The organism is Tautonia plasticadhaerens, assembly GCF_007752535.1.
Lineage (GTDB): Bacteria > Planctomycetota > Planctomycetia > Isosphaerales > Isosphaeraceae > Tautonia > Tautonia plasticadhaerens.
This window is the reverse complement of record NZ_CP036426.1, coordinates 3,707,899-3,724,358: the sequence shown is the minus strand read 5'-3', so window position 1 is coordinate 3,724,358 and position 16,460 is coordinate 3,707,899. Positions and strand designations below refer to the sequence as shown.

General features: G+C 71.9%; 19 protein-coding genes. 6 read left to right on the top strand and 13 right to left on the bottom strand.

Going from position 1 to position 16,460, the window contains the following annotated elements:
• Positions 1-71 precede the first annotated feature (71 nt).
• On the bottom strand, positions 72-455 hold the full coding sequence (locus tag ElP_RS14785; protein ID WP_145270520.1) for a hypothetical protein: 384 nt from the start codon (positions 453-455) through the stop codon (positions 72-74).
• 16 nt (positions 456-471) lie between these two features.
• Entirely contained in the window at positions 472-1,044 is a 573-nt protein-coding gene (locus tag ElP_RS14780; protein ID WP_145270518.1) for an anthranilate synthase component II, read from the bottom strand.
• 216 nt (positions 1,045-1,260) lie between these two features.
• Here ElP_RS14780 and ElP_RS14775 point away from each other — a divergent pair, with 216 nt between their 5' ends.
• Positions 1,261-1,878 (top strand): hypothetical protein, encoded by a 618-nt coding sequence (locus ElP_RS14775; protein ID WP_145270516.1) that lies wholly within the window; start codon positions 1,261-1,263, stop codon positions 1,876-1,878.
• Between the two features lie 48 nt (positions 1,879-1,926).
• Here the strand turns inward: ElP_RS14775 and ElP_RS14770 are convergent, their stop codons facing one another.
• Together ElP_RS14770 and ElP_RS14765 are read right to left on the bottom strand one after the other, a co-directional pair.
• Entirely contained in the window at positions 1,927-2,253 is a 327-nt protein-coding gene (locus tag ElP_RS14770; RefSeq protein WP_145270514.1) for a hypothetical protein, read from the bottom strand.
• Between the two features lie 25 nt (positions 2,254-2,278).
• Positions 2,279-3,400, bottom strand: coding sequence for an MlaD family protein (locus tag ElP_RS14765; protein WP_145270512.1), 1,122 nt, complete (start codon positions 3,398-3,400; stop codon positions 2,279-2,281).
• Between the two features lie 419 nt (positions 3,401-3,819).
• On the opposite strand from ElP_RS14765, the gene ElP_RS14760 reads away from it, so the two are divergent.
• On the top strand, positions 3,820-4,551 hold the full coding sequence (locus ElP_RS14760) for a PEP-CTERM sorting domain-containing protein (RefSeq protein WP_145270510.1): 732 nt from the start codon (positions 3,820-3,822) through the stop codon (positions 4,549-4,551).
• 41 nt (positions 4,552-4,592) lie between these two features.
• Here the strand turns inward: ElP_RS14760 and ElP_RS14755 are convergent, their stop codons facing one another.
• On the bottom strand, positions 4,593-5,435 hold the full coding sequence (locus ElP_RS14755; RefSeq protein ID WP_145270508.1) for an ABC transporter ATP-binding protein: 843 nt from the start codon (positions 5,433-5,435) through the stop codon (positions 4,593-4,595).
• The gene (locus tag ElP_RS14750) at positions 5,435-6,382 is read right to left on the bottom strand and encodes an MlaE family ABC transporter permease (RefSeq protein WP_145270506.1); all 948 of its coding nucleotides are present in this window, start codon (positions 6,380-6,382) and stop codon (positions 5,435-5,437) included. Before ElP_RS14750 ends, ElP_RS14755 begins: the two co-directional genes overlap by 1 nt.
• Before the next feature lie 390 nt (positions 6,383-6,772).
• Between ElP_RS14750 and ElP_RS14745 the strand changes: the two genes are divergently transcribed.
• Both ElP_RS14745 and ElP_RS14740 read left to right on the top strand, forming a co-directional pair.
• Positions 6,773-7,561, top strand: coding sequence for a CvpA family protein (locus ElP_RS14745; RefSeq protein ID WP_145270504.1), 789 nt, complete (start codon positions 6,773-6,775; stop codon positions 7,559-7,561).
• A 353-nt stretch (positions 7,562-7,914) separates the two neighbouring features.
• Positions 7,915-9,348 (top strand): aminopeptidase P N-terminal domain-containing protein, encoded by a 1,434-nt coding sequence (locus tag ElP_RS14740; RefSeq protein ID WP_145270502.1) that lies wholly within the window; start codon positions 7,915-7,917, stop codon positions 9,346-9,348.
• A 143-nt stretch (positions 9,349-9,491) separates the two neighbouring features.
• On the opposite strand, the gene ElP_RS14735 is transcribed toward ElP_RS14740, so the two are convergent.
• The 3 genes from ElP_RS14735 to ElP_RS14725 form a co-directional block, all read right to left on the bottom strand.
• A complete protein-coding gene (locus ElP_RS14735; RefSeq protein ID WP_145270500.1) occupies positions 9,492-10,358 on the bottom strand; it encodes a hypothetical protein in 867 nt (288 codons plus the stop codon).
• Positions 10,359-10,645: 287 nt separating this feature from the next.
• Positions 10,646-11,086 (bottom strand): hypothetical protein, encoded by a 441-nt coding sequence (locus tag ElP_RS14730; protein ID WP_145270498.1) that lies wholly within the window; start codon positions 11,084-11,086, stop codon positions 10,646-10,648.
• Positions 11,087-11,148: 62 nt separating this feature from the next.
• Complete coding sequence (locus ElP_RS14725) at positions 11,149-11,481, bottom strand: FKBP-type peptidyl-prolyl cis-trans isomerase (RefSeq protein WP_145270496.1); 333 nt, start codon at positions 11,479-11,481, stop codon at positions 11,149-11,151.
• 205 nt (positions 11,482-11,686) lie between these two features.
• On the opposite strand from ElP_RS14725, the gene ElP_RS14720 reads away from it, so the two are divergent.
• The gene (locus ElP_RS14720) at positions 11,687-12,109 is read left to right on the top strand and encodes a RidA family protein (RefSeq protein ID WP_145270494.1); all 423 of its coding nucleotides are present in this window, start codon (positions 11,687-11,689) and stop codon (positions 12,107-12,109) included.
• A gap of 47 nt (positions 12,110-12,156) precedes the next feature.
• Here ElP_RS14720 and ElP_RS14715 read toward each other — a convergent pair whose 3' ends face one another.
• A complete protein-coding gene (locus ElP_RS14715; protein ID WP_145270492.1) occupies positions 12,157-12,636 on the bottom strand; it encodes a c-type cytochrome in 480 nt (159 codons plus the stop codon).
• A 316-nt stretch (positions 12,637-12,952) separates the two neighbouring features.
• Positions 12,953-13,234: a hypothetical protein gene (locus ElP_RS14710; protein ID WP_145270490.1), complete on the bottom strand. Its 282-nt coding sequence runs from the start codon at positions 13,232-13,234 to the stop codon at positions 12,953-12,955.
• 118 nt (positions 13,235-13,352) lie between these two features.
• Here ElP_RS14710 and ElP_RS40655 point away from each other — a divergent pair, with 118 nt between their 5' ends.
• Positions 13,353-15,239, top strand: a complete 1,887-nt coding sequence (locus tag ElP_RS40655) for a hypothetical protein (protein WP_145270488.1) — start codon at positions 13,353-13,355, stop codon at positions 15,237-15,239.
• 86 nt (positions 15,240-15,325) lie between these two features.
• On the opposite strand, the gene ElP_RS14700 is transcribed toward ElP_RS40655, so the two are convergent.
• Entirely contained in the window at positions 15,326-15,751 is a 426-nt protein-coding gene (locus tag ElP_RS14700; protein ID WP_145270486.1) for a hypothetical protein, read from the bottom strand.
• A gap of 44 nt (positions 15,752-15,795) precedes the next feature.
• Positions 15,796-16,419 carry an RNA polymerase sigma factor gene (locus ElP_RS14695; protein ID WP_145270484.1) on the bottom strand — a complete coding sequence of 208 codons (624 nt, stop codon included), beginning with the start codon at positions 16,417-16,419 and terminating at the stop codon, positions 15,796-15,798.
• Positions 16,420-16,460: the final 41 nt, after the last annotated feature.

The following is a 16,460-nucleotide window of genomic DNA, read 5'->3' as shown; positions in this document are numbered from 1 at the left end:
GCGGGGCGTCTTGGGGGGGGAGACTGGGCCGCGCAACGGGCGTCGGCCGAGGGCGGCGGGGCCGGGCAGGATCAGAGGTCGGGGTCCCAGGGCGGGCCCTTGGCGTCCGGTCCTCGGGACGATCCCAGGTCCAGGCCGCAGTGCTTGCAGGTCGAGGTCGACCAGCTGCTCCACCAGGACAGCAGGAAGCGGCCCCCGCATCGGGGGCAGCGGAACCGCAGGAGTCGGAGCCAGGACACCAGGGCAATGACCCAGCACCCGAAGAACCCGGCGGTCCCCGCGCCGGTGAGGGCGGCACGCACTACGGGAGACGGCCATGAACCCAACGCGACGAGGGAGACGGCCAGGACGACCCAGATGACGGGCATGGCGAGGAACGACTGCCACCACCAACGTCGCAGGGAGGCGTAGCGCCGGGCGGCCTCGGCCCTCGTGCGGGGGTCGACCTCCTTCATGGCCGGTCCCCATCGGCTATCGGCCGATGAAGTTGCGGAGCAGGAGGGTGCCGGCGTCGCCGGTCAGGAAGCTCTCGGGGTGGTACTGGACGCCTTCCAGGGGCCAGGACTTGTGGCGGACGCCCATGATCTCGTCCTGGTCGGTGCGGGCGACGACCTCGAAGTCCTCGGGGAGGGTGCCGGGGCGGATGATGAGGCTGTGATACCGGGTGGCCTCGAAGGGGTTCGGCAGGCCCCGGTAGACGCCCCGGCCGTCGTGGTAGATCAGGGAGGTCTTGCCGTGCATGATCCGATCGGCCCGGACGACCTCGCCGCCGAAGACGTGGCCGATGCACTGGTGGCCGAGGCAGACGCCCAGCAGCGGGACCTTGCCGGCGAAGTGCCGGACCACGTCGTTCGAGATGCCGGCCTCCAGTGGGGTGCAGGGGCCGGGGGAGATGATGACGTGCGACGGCGACTTCGAGGCGATCTCCTCGGGCGTGGTCTGGTCGTTGCGGACGACCCAGAGGTCGAGCGAGGGGTCGATCTCGCCGAGGCGCTGGACGAGGTTGTAGGTGAACGAGTCGTAGTTGTCGATCAGGGCGATCATGCCGGTCCTGCGGGTGGTGGCGGTCGGTGATCGGGCGTCACGACCGTATTTTACCGGCCAGCCGTCACGACCGGAAGCGAGGGCGGGGCGGTCGGGGCGATCGGGAGGGTGGGGGGCGGCGCGTCGGCCGATGGTATGCTTCGGAAGTTGGGACCGTCTCGGCCCGGAGGATCCGGGCCGATCGATCGATCGACGCCGAGCGGAGGAGGAGAGCCGATGATCGCGAGCCTGACGATCGCCCTGGGCCTGACCGTCGCCGGGGGCCCGCCGTACGGGGGGGGCGGGACGATCGCCCCGCCACCGATCCCGTCGCACCCAGTCGTCGGCACGACCGTGCCCGCCCTCTCCCCGGGCGGCCAGGCGATCGCCCACGGGGGGATCCCCGCCGGCCACGGGCACGGATACGGATACGCTCACGGGCACGGCCACGACAGCGGCTTCATCCTGCCCCCGGGCCCCGGGGACGGCTGGGGGTTCCCCAACGGCGCCCCGGACGGCTACGGCTGGTACGACCCGGGCACCTCGCTGCCGATCCGGGAGGACCGGACCACCTCGTACTACTTCCGCCGCTACATGGCCGTGCCGGCGCCCTCGATGTTCCTGCCGAGCTATTACAACCCGTTCGTGACCCGGGGCCAGCGCTTCATCCCCTACACCGGCATGGGCGGCCACCACGCCGCCGGGGGCGCCCCCACCGGCTCGGCCATGACCCAGGTGACGCCCTACACCAATCTGACCCGAGAGGCCCCGTCCATGCCCGTCCCCGACTTCTCGGGCGAGGTGCAGTCGGCGCCGGTCAACAACAGCCAGATGGATCGGCTGATCGAGAACTGATCCGGGATCGCCCCGAACCGGGACCGGTCCAGGCCGGGGCGTTCGGCGTCACGGCCCGGCCTCCTCGGCGGGGCCTGGTCCATCCAGGACCAGGGCGGCGCCCGAGTCGGGCCAACCCCTCCGGATCGCCTCCTCGACGCAGCGACGGACCAGGGCCGGCCGCACGACCGGCCCCCGGCAGGCGGGCCACTCGACCGCGAGGAGCCGGTGCGGGCCGTCCTCGGGGCGGACCAGCAACCGGTCCGGAGGCCAGGAACCGCCATGCTCCGCGTACGCCCGAGAATGGACGTCGAGCGGCTCGTTGAAGGAGCAGGTCCACCGGAATCGTCGGCCGCCGAGGACGAGCAGCCGGTAGCCCCGCCAGTGGTCCGCCACGAGGATGGCCTCCGCCGGATCGCCCTCACCGGCCGTTGAGGACCCCGGTGGTGATGAGGCCGGGGTCCCGGGAGATCTTCTCGGCGAAGGAGCCGAAGGTGCGGAGGACGGACCGGGCGTCGTTGACGGTGGCCTCGGCGGCCCGGACGACGAGGCGGACGTCCTCGTAGAGCTGGGGGTCGGCCACCAGGCGCTGGAGCGTGCCCCGGGTGTTCAGGCGGCCCTTGCCGTCCTGGAGGTAGGCGGTGAGGACGCTGATGTCGTAGGCGATCTTGTTGGCGCGGAGGAGGGTCTGGCCGAGGTTGGTCCGGGGCTTATCGGCGGGGCCGTACTTTAACTCGGCGGCGACCGGCTCCAGGGCGGCGAGCATGGCGTCGAGCCGCTCGGAGGCGGAGGCAACCCGGGCGAGGGTCTGCTTCACCTGGTCCGTGGTGGCGTCGTCGAAGGCGCCGTCGAGCTTCTCGGCGACGCTCCGGATGGTGGCGACCGTCGGCTTGATCTCGGCCTCGTTCTCGCGGAGGACCCGGCCGAGGTCGTCGGCCACCGCGTCGATGCTCCGGCCGGTCTCCCCCCAGGTGTCGAGGAACTCGTCGATCGAGTCGGCCTTGCCGACGATCGCCGAGAGGTTGGTGGCGGCGGCCTCGATGGCGACCATCGTGCTGTCGGCCCGCTCGAAGACCTTGGAGGCGTCGGTCAGCAGCAGGAAGGGGTCGGTGGCGACCAGGCCGTCGACCCAGTGGTCGGGGCGGGCGGCCTCGTCGGGGGAGTCGAAGGTCTCCATCGCGCCGGTGCCGTCGCCGGGGCCGGGCAGCAGGTCGATGGCCACGTCGCCGATCAACGCCCGGCCGAGCCGGGGGATGGTCCCCGTCCGGATCGTGTATTCGGGGTCGAGCGAGAGGGTGACGAGCACCCCGTCGGGCTGCCGGGGCTCGGTGAAGGTGAAGCCGAAGACCTCGCCGACCCGGACGCCGCTCTTGCGCACGGGGATGCCCCGGTCGATGCCGGGGGCCTCGGCGAAGAAGACGGTCACGTAATGCCGCTCCTGGATCAGCGCCGGGGCCTCGAACCAGACGATCAGCATCGTCAGCACCATGCCCGTGACGATGACGAACATGCCGATCCGGAACTGCATCACGCGTTCGTTCATGTCCGGCCCTCTCGTCTCGACTCTCGGTGTCGCGCTCGTCGCCCGGGGGGGAGCGGGCCGGTCGTCCCGGCCCGGCCGGTTTCGTCATCCCATCATGCCCGGTCCCGGCCCGGGGGCTCCGAGAATTCCGGCGCCGCCGGGGGCGCCCGGCCGGCCCCCGAGCCTAATCCGGGACCAGCCCCGCTGGCCAGGCCAGCCGGGGGCATTCCCAGGCCCCTCCGGCCGCGAGGGACCCGGGCGGGGCCTGCCGGCGACGCTCGGGGGCCGACGCGCTCGCCGCGTTGCTGGGGCACAACACGCGGCCGTGACGCGACTTGCCGGGCTGATCGGCGTCGGAGTAGGCTGTCGGGGCCCGTGATCGTCGGCCGCGTGGCCCGCCGTGCGGGCGGATGGCATTATGATACGGGAGGACCGACCGGATGTCTCTGAGTCTCCGCACGCCTCGAACCCGACGGGGCCTGCCGCTGGCCCTGGCCCTCGCCCTGCTGGGCCTGGCCTCGACCCCCTCGTCGGCGTCCGTCCTGACGTTCGACGACATCGCGCTCGGGCCGGACGGGACGGCGAACGTCTTCGGACTCTATGAGGATCCCGGGTCGGGGTTCTTCTTGGCCGGCGACTTCCAGGCGCGCGGTGCGGGGGCGACGTCCAGCCTCACCCCGGAGACGTCGGAGGGCTCGGGGATGATCACGACGTCGCTGGCCCCATTCGGACCGGGGCTCGTCACGCTCACCCACGAAGACGGCCTCCCCTTCGAGCTCGTCTCCATCGACCTGGCGCGGGAGTTCCAGTTCAACGACCCGTCGGCGGGCGTCAGCTTCCCCGAGGTGACGTTCACGGGGATCCTCGCCGGCGGCGGGACGGTCTCGCAGACGTTCTCGGTGGACCAGGAGGGCTTCTTCTTCCGGACCTTCGCATTCTCGGGGGCCTTCACGGGCCTCGCGGCCGTGACCTGGGAGCAGCCGGCCTTCGGCGTGCCGGACCCGAACAACCCGGGCCGGATCCTCGGGCTCCACCAGTTCGATCGCATCGCGGTCAACGTCGTCCCCGAGCCCTCATCGATGGGGATGGTCGTCCTGGGGGCCCTCGGGGTGGCCGCGGGCCTGACCCGTCGCCGCCGACCGGCCCTCGCGCCGGCCCGCGCCTCGGGCTGATCGGGACGGCCGATCGCCCTCGGCGGCCCGGCGGGGGACCGTCACCCCCGAAGCTCGCTGAGGCGCTCGCCGGCCTCGCCCCGGACGAACTGGCGGACCCGGGGGTCGGGGTGGTCTTCCAGGGCGTCGGGGGGGCCGTCGAAGAGGATCTGGGGCTCGTCGGGGCGGAGCCGGGAGAGGGGGTAGAGCATGACCACGCGGTCGGCCACCTTCGTCACGGTCTTCATGTCGTGGGTGACCACGATGCCGGTGGTGTGCTTGGTCCGCTGGGTCTGCAGGATCAGCTCGTTGATCACGTCGCTCATGATCGGGTCCAGGCCCGTGGTCGGCTCGTCGTAGAGCATGACCTCCGGGTCGGTGGCCAGCGCCCGGGCCAGGCCGACCCGCTTGCGCTGGCCGCCGGACAGCTCGGCCGGCTTCTTGGCCTCGATCCCCGGCGGCAGGCCGACCTCCCGGAGCCGTTCCAGGACGACCCGCCGGAGCATCGACTCGTCGTAGAGCCGGTGCTCCCGGGGGCCGAAGGCGACGTTGTCGTAGATGGAGAGGCTGTCGAACAGGGCCGCCATCTGGAAGAGGAACCCGAACCGCAGCCGGACCTGGTTCAGCTCGTAGGTGTCGAGCGTCCCCAGGTCGTTGTCGTCGAAGCGGACGGCCCCCCGGGTGGGGCGGAGCAGGCCGATCATCAGCTTCAGCAGGACGGTCTTGCCGCAGCCGCTCTCGCCGATGACGCAGAGCGTCTGCCCCTTGGGCACGGCGATCGACACGCCCCGGAGCACCGGATGCTGGCGGAACTCCATGCCGATCCCCGCCAGCTCGACGATCGGCCGGGGGGGCTCGGCCGGGCCCGCGGGCCCGGGGGCGGGGGCAGCCTGGGGGGCGTCCATCAGATCAGCGTCCCGGAGTTGGGCCAGATCGCCACGTAGAGCTTGTTCCACATCAGGCCGAGGCAGAAATCCAGGAAGAGGATCGCCACGAAGGAGGTGACGAACGCCTCGGTGGCCGCCTTGCCCACCCCCTCGGCCCCGGCCGAGCAGTTGAAGCCCCGGTGGCAGCTGATCAGGGCGATGGCGGCGCCGAAGAAGTAGCTCTTGAAGACCCCCGCGAAGATGTCCAGCCCCCCCACGAACGCCCGGGAATGGGCCCAGTAGTGGTACGAGTCCACGCCGAGCATCTGCGTGCTCACCACCGCCCCGCCGATGATCCCCATGAAGTCGGCCATCAGGGTGAGCAGGGGGATCAAGAGGACGCAGGCCAGCAGCCGGGGGACGGCGAGGTAGGCGATCGGGTTGGCGCCGAGCACGTCGAGGGCGTCGACCTGCTCGGTCACCCGCATCGTGCCCAGCTCGGCGGCCATGGCCGAGCCGACCCGGCCGGCGAGCATGGTGGCCGCCAGCACCGGGCCCAGCTCCTTGACGAGCGAGATGTTGATGACCGAGCCCAGGCGGGTCTCCATCCCCATCGCCTCGAACTGGCGGTGGGCCTGCACGGCCAGGACCATGCCGATGAAGGTGCCGGTCACGGCCACCACGGGCATGCTCTTGACGCCGATGACGTAGAAGTTCGGCACCAGGGTCGACCACCTCGGGCGTCGACGGACCAGCCACATCAGGGTCAGGCCCGAGAAGACCGCCAGGTTGCCGACCTCGGCCACGGCGTCGAAGAACTGCTCCCCCAGCTTGCGGACCGGCGAGTCTTCCGGGGGGCGGGGGGGAGGGCCGGGGTTCGGGCCCTCCGCCCGGGCGTCCGGGGTCGGGGCCGAATCCGCCGGGCGGGCCGTCGGCGGCCCCGGGGAGGCCGACGCGGAGGCGTCGGGGGCGGCGGTGGCATCCATGTCTCGGGCTCCTGGCCCTCGCCCCGATCGGGCGTTCGGGGGCGGCCGTTGCGGGTGTCCGGGCGAGGGGCGTGCCTCCGTGCGGGCGGGGCCGTCCCCCTTCGGGCGGGGGGCCCCGGCGTCTTCATTCTCGGGGTTCCGTCGCCGATGGCAAGCCGAAGATGGCACGCACGGGCGGTGCCGCCCCCCCGACCGGCCGACTCCGGCGCCGACCGGCCTTGTGCCCCGGCCGATCGTACCGAATGATTGGGGGGGGCCGGCGGCCTCCCCCGGACCATCGGACGCGAGGACGCCCGCCGATCGCGGCGGCTTGCCCTCAAGATCCGACCCCGGCGGCCGAACTGCTTGGTAGGGCCGGGTGTCGCTCCTGGGGAGGAAGGACGGAAACCGATGGGAATGGACCTCATCCTGGGTGCGATCGTGCTGGTATCGGCCCTCCGGGGCTGGTTCCGGGGCTTCTTCTCGCAGGCGATCCGCCTGGGGGGGCTCGTCGGCGGCGTCTACCTCGCCGGACCGTTGCGGGACCTGGCCCGGCCGATCGCCGCCGAGCGGATGACCTCGATGAGCCCCGAGCTGCTCGACCGCATCCTCTGGTGGGTCGCCGCGGTCGGCTCGTACGTCGTCCTCAGCGGCACGGCCACCGGCCTGCTGTCGGCCTACTCTCGACGGATGGCCCGGGAGCGGGCGGCCTCGGGCGTGGCCCGGCCGGCGCACCGGGGCGACCAGTCGGCCGGCTTCCTGTTCGGCGCCGGCAAGGGGGCGGTCGTGGTGGCCTTCCTCGCCGCCGGGATCCAGCAGTACTCCCCCGAGTACCTCAAGGCCGGCGGCTGGGTCGGCGGCCAGGTCGGGACCTCCCACCTGCTCGCCCTCTCCGAGCGATACGAGCCGGCGCGCCGAATCTGGGAATCGAAGCCCGTCCGCACGTTCGTCGACCACGTCCGGTCGATGGGCCTCGGCCCCCGGTCCCCCGGGGAGGATGATCCCTCCTCCGCCGAGGGCGACGACACCCGGGCGTTCGCCTCCGACGGGCCCCCCGCCCCGGCCCGGTCCCCCTCGCCGATGGCCGTCGACCCCGCCCCCCGACGACCCGGCGGCGAGGTCGACCTGGACGCCGCCCTGGAGGAGGTCCGCCGCGACCTCCACCGGCTCGACTCCCTCCGCGACCTCGTCCCCCGCTGAGGCCGCCTCCCTCGGCTGACCCAGACCGCCTCCCGACCCTCGCCCCCGTCCGCGGGGGAGAGGGCGGGCGAAGCCCGGGTGAGGGGGACCCCGACGACTCGCCGGGCCCCGCGTGCCATCCGCCGCCCCACGGGCCCGGCCCCCTCCCGCCCTTCGGGGACAGAGTCGTAGGGTCCTCGCGGGAGAGGCCAGACCGGCACGGCCGATGGGGTCGCGTGGTCCGGGCGAGGCGGTCGTCCCCTGGCCCCGACCGGCCGGGGCGGCTACGATCGAACCGATTCGGAGACGGGACGACCGGCCCCCGCCCGGCCCGGGCCTGGCCGACTCCCGGACGGATCGGAGGACCCCCGCCGATGAGCCGACTGCCCCGCCCCAACCGGCCGATCGCCCTCGCGGGCCTGATCCTGCTGGCGATCGCCCCGCCCTCGACCGCCCGGCAGGAGCCGACGGCCTCCGGCCTGCCCGTCGCCGAATATGCCTCGCGTCGGGAGGCGTTGCAGGACCTCCTCGGGGGCGGGGTCGTCGTCGTCCGGGGGGCCGAGCCGATGGCCGAGGACTATTTCCGGTTCCGCCAGCGGAACGACTTCATGTACCTCACCGGCATCGAGCAGCCCGACGCCCTGTTGCTGCTGGTCCCCGAAGGACTCGACCCCGAGGGCCAGGCCCGTTCCGTCGTCTTCCTCCCCCCCCGCAACCCCTTCGCCGAGCGCTGGAGCGGCCCCCAGGTCGTCCCCGGCGAGGAGACGGCGCGGGCCTTCGGCCTCGACGAGGCCCTGCCGACCGCCGACTTCGAGGCCCGACTGGCCGAGGCCCTCGGCCGGGACGCCGCCGAGGAGGGCGGGGAATCGGACGCCGACGCCGGCACGGGCGACGCCGACGCCGACGCCGAGGCCGAGGCCGACGGGCCGGCGACGATCTACACCCACCTGCCCCCGCGTCGGGACGGCGAGGGCTCCCCCGAGGCCCGGTTCCGGGACCAGCTCGAACAGCTCTCCCCCGACGCCCGGTTCGAGGAGGTGTCGCCATCGATCGCCTCGCTCCGGCTGATCAAGTCCGACGCCGAGGTCGTTCTGCTCCGGAGGGCCATCGACATCACGATCGAGGCCCACCGCGACGCCGCCCGGGTCATCGAGCCGGGCACCCATGAATACGAGGCCCAAGGGGCGCTCGAATACGCCTTCACCCGCAACGGCGCCCAGAGGGAGGCGTTCGCCTCGATTGTCGGCTCGGGCCCCAACAGCGTCGTCCTGCACTACAACGCCAACCGCAGGCGGATGGAGGACGGCGACCTCGTCGTCATCGACATCGGCGCCGAATTCGATTACTACGCCGCCGACCTGACCCGCACCTACCCCGTCTCCGGCCGCTTCACGGACCGCCAGCGGGAGGTCTATCAGCTCGTCCTCGACGCCCAGCGCGCCGCCGAATCGGCCTTCGAGCCCGGCAAGACCACCATCAACGACCTGCACCAGGCCGCCATCGCCCGCATGAAGGAGAGTCCCCTGCGAGACTCCCAGGGCCGGACCCTGGAGCGCTACTTCGTCCACGGCCTCGGCCACTGGCTGGGGATGGACGTGCACGACGTCGGCGACTACCGCCGGCCCATCCCCGAGGGGGCCGTCTTCACCATCGAGCCGGGCATCTACATCCCCGAGGAATCGCTCGGCGTCCGGATCGAGGACGACTACCTCGCCGCCGCCGACGGCCTGGTGAAGCTGAGCGAGGCCCTCCCCTCGGAGCCGGACGAGGTCGAGGCCATGATGGCCGTCGAGGTCTCGGCCGAGTGACGTGATGAGGGGCGGGGTGGCCGGGGTCGTCACGACCCCGGCCACCCCGCCGTCCAGAACCTATCCGTTCGCATCAGCCGGCGTGATTCGACTGGGGTCGGGACGACCCCGGCCACCCCGCCGCCTGGTTCGGCGAAGTTACCTCAACTCGTCCGATTCAATAGCCTATTGAGCGCATCGTTCAACTCCTTTTGATCCTTCATGACCTCAGCCAGCCTCTCCGCAAACTCAACCATGACGAGGCGGATCGCATTGGCTAACCTAAGGCAATATTCGTCCGAGGCGTCGTGAAGACCCTCACTCAAGGCGCTATGGAGAAGGGTGAACGGATTGTGGCCGTTGATCCGCAACGCATCGGGGACGGCGTCCTTTACACTATCCATCGCCTTGCTGAACTGTGATTCTGCTTTTGCAGATTCCAATTTTTGAATGGCTTCCCCAGACGCATTGAGGTGGCGTGCAACTCGAATGACCTCGTCGAGGAGGCGATTCTTCTGATTCTCAATGACGCGGCGATAATAGGCGTGCGCAGCAATACCTAGTCCCTCAATCTCCGCCCGTCGCCCCTTAAGAAAGAGGTCTCGGTCAGGTCCGATAAAACATATGACTTTGGATGGGGTCCGAGGAGCAAAGGGGGGCCACTCGGCAAGTTTTTGAACGTCGGTGATAGTCCAGAGTCGAACAACGTAGGTTTTCGCGGCTTTCCCACACTTCTCACACGTGTACCACAACAGTGAGTCGCGTGGGGTCCGGCTCATGGGACTCTCGTTACCACCACATCCGGCGAATATCTTCTCAGTCCGATTCACCACTCCCTTACAGAATGATACGTCGCCGCAATCCTCAGCGCAGTAGAGTTGGAGGTCAGGGACCAACACAACGATTTTATAGATGTCGCGTGGGTCATCATATGCTGCCCCTGTGACAAGCATACGCTGCCCCACCGGCTGGTCCGTGAGGAAAGCTCGCCAGTCGAGAGTACTCTGAGAAGCGGCAAGTTCTTGGGACATTCGTTCGTCTCGAGTAGCCTGCGGTTTCTGCCTCTGTTAATAATCGACAATTAAACACAACATTTGGTTCGCCCAATTTTCCGCCTTATGCTGCGTATTCGAGGAAACCTCTGCCGCCTAACCCTAGTCGATGGATGAATCGACGTGTTTTTCCAAGCGTACCCCGACCCGTTCGCGTCACGGGCGTCGGACAAGAGGCGATCGCCCGACGCCAACACCGTTGATGCGTGCTTGCAACAGGGCGCCACCAAAACCGATATGGTGCCGACGTGGGGCTCCTCCGCCGCCTAATCGATGCCGTGTAGGCGGATCGTGTCGACGACCTGCTCGTCGTCGGGGGGGCCGAGGGTGGGCAGGGCGGCGGAGAGGACGGCCCGGATCCGGCCCTCGGGGTCGAGCAGGGGGACGGCGACGGAGCGCTCGGCGCCGAAGGCGCGGAGCCAGTAGCCGGAGCCGACCTCGACGGGCAGCTTGCCGGCCACGGAGACGGCGGCGGAGCGCTCGGCGACGGCCTTGACGACGCCGAGGTCGGCGCGGTCGAGCCCGACCCGGCGGACGGCGTCCCGGAACCGCAGGGCCACGTCGCCGGGCATGTCCGGGGCGGGCGCGAAGGCGGCCAGCTCCAGGCGATCCCCCCGGACGTACCAGAGCCCGGCCGCCCTCGCATCGAGCAGGCGCCGGAGCGCCTCGACATGATCGCCGGCCGCTCGCCCGTTCTCGTGGGACATGGGCACCTCGGCGTCGAGGGGAGGGGGACGCACCGCCCTCGGCTCTCGGGTTGTTCGATCGATCACTTGATCCCCAGCAATTCCACCTCGAAGACCAGCGTGGCGTTGGGCGGGATCACGCCGCCGGCGCCCCGGGATCCGTAGCCCTCCTCGGGAGGGATCGTCAGCTTGCGGAGGCCGCCGACCTGCATGCCCTGCACCCCCACGTCCCAGCCCCGGATCACCCGGCCGGCCCCCAGGGGGAAGGAGAACGGTTGGCCCCGATCCCGGGAACTATCAAATTTCGTGCCGTCGGTCAACGTGCCGACGTAGTGGACCGACACCGTCTGGCCCGATTGGGCCTCCGGCCCCGTGCCCGCCTTGATGTCCTCGATCTGCGTCGCGGCGTCGGCCATCGGGCCTCCCCTTCGAAGTCGCTCAAGAATGCGGCAATGCGGCCCGATCGCCCGGCGATCCGGCCATCTCCCCACGATGGTACGCCCGGGACGGCCCCCCGATCAACGGCCTTCCGGCCGGACGCGTCCGCCCGCTTGACGCGCCGAGTCGCCCGGGGCGAAGATGCGGAACCTCGCCCCGCCGCCCGATTTCGGAGCACCCCCGATGCGCCAGAGCGTCCACGTCAGCGTCTCGACCCACGGCCCCCGGCGGCTCGCCTCGACCGGCTCCCCCTGGGAGCCGAAGGCGGGCTACTCCCGGGCGGTCCGGATCGGCGGGACGATCGCCGTGACCGGGACGATCGGCCTGGAGCCCGACGGCTCGCTCGCCCCGACCGCCGGGGGCCAGGCCCGGCGGGCCCTGGCGATCGTGGTGGCCAGCATCGAGGCCCTGGGGGGCCAGGCCAGCGACGTGATCCGGACCCGGATCTACGTGACCGACATCGGCCGCTTCGAGGAGGTCGCCGCCGAGCACGCCGAGGTCTTCGCGGCGATCCGACCGGCCCTGACGATGGTGGAGGTCTCCCGCCTGATCCTGCCCGGGGCCCTCGTCGAGGTCGAGGCCGACGCCGTCGTCCTCGAGGGCTGACCGGGCCGGCTGCCGGGCCCGTCCGGGGGGATCGGCCCCGTCCCCGGTCATTCGGCCCCGTCGAGCAGCTCGGCCGGCACGTCCCGGCCGGCGAGGCGGTAGGTGTAGGCGGCCAGGGCCCGGAGTTCGTCGGGGGCGAAGGCGGTGTCCCAGCCGGCCATCATCGTGCCGTCGACCCCCCTGGCGATGACGGCGAGGACCCGGTCGGGTCGGTCGCCGTGTTTCCAGTCGTCGTCGGTCAGGTCGCCGGGGGGAGGGCCGGTGAGGTCCCCGGCGATCGGGCCGTCGCCGACGCCGGTCTCGCCGTGGCAGCTGACGCATCGCCATTCGTAGAGCCGTTTCCCCTCGGCCGCCAGGGCGGCGGCGGGGCCTTCGGCGGCCTGCTCGTCGGCCTCGGGGCGGGGGCTGAGCAGCGGGCCGACGGCGATCGCCGCGACGACCAGCGCGGCCACCGCCGCCAGGGCCACGAGCAGGCCCCTGGTGTTCCCCGTGCCGGCGCCTTCCATCGCGTCGAGATCGTCGTCCAAGGTCATGATCCCCTGAGAATGCGGTACGTGGTCCATCCGCAGTGTTCGTTGATGGGAAGGTCCCGGCCCCTTCTCCCCGCGAGCGGGGAGAAGGTCGAGGTGAGGGGTCCCGGCGCCCGGCCTCCAGCCCCGTGAATCGTCCGGGCCCCCCTCACCCGGGCTGCGCCCGCCCTCTCCCCCGCGGACGGGGGCGAGGGTCGGGGGCCACCACTACTTCATAGCAGGCATCTTCCCGGATACACCACTCGAGGCGGATGGGGGCGTCGGACGAGGACGCCGAGCGGCGTCCGGGAACGAGTTACCCGCTGCCCTGGCGCTACGCCTCGGAGACGTCGGCCAGCCGGGTCAGGGCGACGACCTCGTCTCGGCGGATGAGCACCCGGTCCCGGTTGCGGCGGACGCCCAGGCGGGCGGAGTCGAAGACGTAGATCTCCCGGGTGGACCGGCCGTCCCGGAGGTCGTGCAGGTCGGCGTCCCGGAGGTCGAAGAAGGCGGCGTCGGCGTCGGCGAGGGTGCCGATGCAGACGTAGGGGGAGGTCAGGTCGATGACGACCGGCTGGCCGAGGAAGTCGTCGAGCAGGGCGGAACGGTCGGGCATGGCGAGGGTCCCTCGGGGCGTCGCTCGGGCGGTCGGGCGGGGCCGGGATGGATCCCGACGGGGCCGGGCATCGGCTCGCCTTGACGGATTCTAGGGGAGGGGATAGGGTCCGGCCACCATGTCGAACCTCATCCCCCCCATCGTCGTCGGCCTGGGCGTCGCCGTGTCCGCGTACTCGATCGTGGCCGTGGCCGGGCCTGTGCCCGGGCCCCCGGCGTCGCGGTCGGCGCAGGACGACGGGACCCCGGCCGACCCGGCGCCGGCCGTCGGATCGGCCGAGGCGCCCCCGTTGTCCCAGGCCCCCCTCCCGGTCGGGACCGGGGCCGAGTCCGGGCCGCCGGGCCAGGAGCCACAGCCCTCCCGGACGGTCCTGCTGATGAAGGACGGCAAGGTCCGCAGCTTCGACGGATCGGCCGTCGAGGACCGCGGCGACTTCGTCGTCCGGATGCAGGAGGGCGAGGTCCGGGTTCCCGCCGACCGGGTCGAGGGCCGATTCGGCTCGCTCCGGGAGGCGTACGAATACCAGCGCGACCATCTCCCCGACCGCGACCCCGACGAGCACCTCCGGCTCGCCCGATGGTGCCTGACCCAGGGCATGGAGGGCGAAGCCGCCGAGCAGCTCCGGGCCCTGCTGAGCTGGAGCCCCGGGGACTCCCAGGCCGCCGACATGCTCAAGGCCCTGGAGGCCTCCGTCGCCCGCCGGGAGGCGGCCGTCGACTCGGGGGTCGTCCGGACCGGCGGCGAGTCGGTCGGCGGCGGCGGTGCCGCCGCCTCGGGCATGGCCCCCCGGGACCTGGACGTCTCGGTGCTCGGCCAGATCCGGGCCTACAAGGGGCCCGTCGCCAGGCCCCAGATCTTCGGCCTGCCCGAGGCCCTGGCCGTCCGGCGGTTCCAGGACTTCGGGAACGGCGTCCACCGCGTCCTCCAGTCCCGATGCGCCAGCTGCCACGACGAGGAGTCCGACCGCAACTTCCGCCTGGTCCGGGCCCGGGATCCGAAGGACCTGCGCAATTCGCTGCTCGTCCGGACGAACCTGGACGCCACGCTCGGCCTGGTCGACCCGAGCAACCCCGGGCACAGCCCGCTCCTGATCAACGCCGTCATGCCGCACGGCCCCGACCAGAAGCCGATCCTGCCCAACTCGAACTCGGCCGAGTACCGGGCCCTCTGGACCTGGATCGAGTCGCTCCGGGGGGAATCCGCCCCGGCCCCGGCCGCCGCCTCGGCGCCGATGACCGCCCCCATGCCGGCGGCCGCCCCCGCCCCGATGGCCCCGGGCGTCGGCCTGTCGGCGCCGATGCCGAACGCCGCCGCCGACCCGGCCTTCGGCGGCGGCTTCGCCACCCAGCGGGCCGGCCCGGTCGCCGCCGCCGCCCCGCCACCGATGGCCGCCCCCGCCCCGGGCGGCGTCGCCCCGGCGATGACGCCCTATCCGCACGTGATCAACCAGCAGGTCCAGATGGACGCGACCTACCCGGGCGTCCCCGCCGACCTGGACTTCCAGACCGTCTCCCCGCTGCTAGGGCCCGGCAACGCCGCCGGCCTCACCGTCGGCGGCCAGCCCGTGGCCCCTCCCGGATCGGCCCCGGCCCCGGCGGGGGTGGTGCCCGCGCCAGGCCAGCCGCGACAGCCGCAGGCCCCGCAAGGCTCGCTGTTCCCGCCGGGGTTCATCCCCCCTCCGGGCTCGATGCCGACGGCCCCCGCCCCCCCCCCCGCCCCGGGTGCCGTCGCCCCGCCGCCGGGGGGCGTCCCGGCCCCGGCCCCGGCATCGCCCAACGCGGCCCCGGGGCAGCCGGGGGTGGTCCAGCAGCTCCCCGACGGCACGCAGATCCTCGCCCAGCCCGACGGCTCGAAGATGATGCGGCTGCCCACCGGGGAATTGCTCCCCTTCATGGACAAGACCGACGTGAACGGCCAGGCCCCGGCCACCGGGGGCAAGACCGGCGTGCAGATTGACCCCGCCCTGCTGGAGAAGCTCCAGAAGCGGCGGAACGGCGGGCAGTGACCGCCCCCGAGATCGGCGGACGTTGAACCGAATCGGGAGGCCGGGCCCTTCGAGGACGAGGGGCCCGGCCTCCTCCTCGTGCGCCCTCAGTCGTCGCTGCCGAGCAGGTGGCGGCTGGACTGGAAGTAGCGGCGCTGTCGGGTCTGGGAGGAGGGGGCGTCGGCGGCGAACTGGCCGCGGAGGTCGGCGAGGTTGGCCCGGCAGAAGGCGCACTCGACCACGTCGAGGTGGAAGGTGATGTACTCGATGTGCTCGGGGTCGAGGGCCTCGATCAGGTAGCCGCCCAGTTCCTCGCGTTCGGGACAGGAGAGCCGGGCCCTCCTCCAGATGGCGCCGAGGGTGTGCAGGGTGGACTCGGGCCGGTCCTGGCGGACGTCTTCGAGCCGCTGCCGGAGCGAGGCCGAGCCCCGGAGGGCCCGCTCGACCCGGGCCATCTCCTCGCCGGAGAGCGTCTCGGCGAGGTAGGCGCGGAGGGTCTCGTCGTCGATGGCGGGGGGTGCGGGGTCGGCCATGCTGGATGATGTCCCGATCGGTCGGGGTCGGTTGAGGGGCCGGCTCAGTCGAGGCCGCCGAGGCTCATGCCGGAGCGTCGGGCCATCTCCTTCAGGCGGCTGACGGTCTGGAACTTGTAGCTGGCGACGGCCTGCTCGGTGAGGCCGAGATACGAGGCGACGTCCTTGTTGGCCCAGTTCTTGACGATCAGCAGCTCCAGGCATCGGAGGCGGGCGAAGTCCCCCTTGTCCCGCCAGTCGCCGACGATCTGGCCGAGGGCCTCGGTGAGCATCCGCTCCTCGGCCTCCCGACGCTCGGAGCTGCGGGCGATGCTGCTGGCGGCCCGGGCGGGCCCGGCGACCTCCTCCAGCGGGCGGCCGTGGTCGTCGGAGCCGAACTGGTCGATCGGCCGGCGGCCGGCGCGTCGGAGCTGGTCGGTCAACTTGTGGGCGGCGATGGAGAAGAGGTAGGCCTCCAGGTCGCGCCGCTCGTCGTAGTTCGGCAGGCTGGTGAGGAAGCCGATGAAGGTCTCCTGCACCACGTCCTCGCTGGTGGCCCGGTCGTGCAATCGGCTGTCGACGAAGGCGAGCAGGCGGCCCTCGTAGCGCTCGATCAGCACCTGCCAGGCGCGGGTGTCGCCGTCTCGGACCTGGGAGATGAGCAGGATGTCGGCGTCGGAAGCGGCCATCGGACCTCGGGAAGCTCGGCCCCGGGGGATTGGGGATCGGG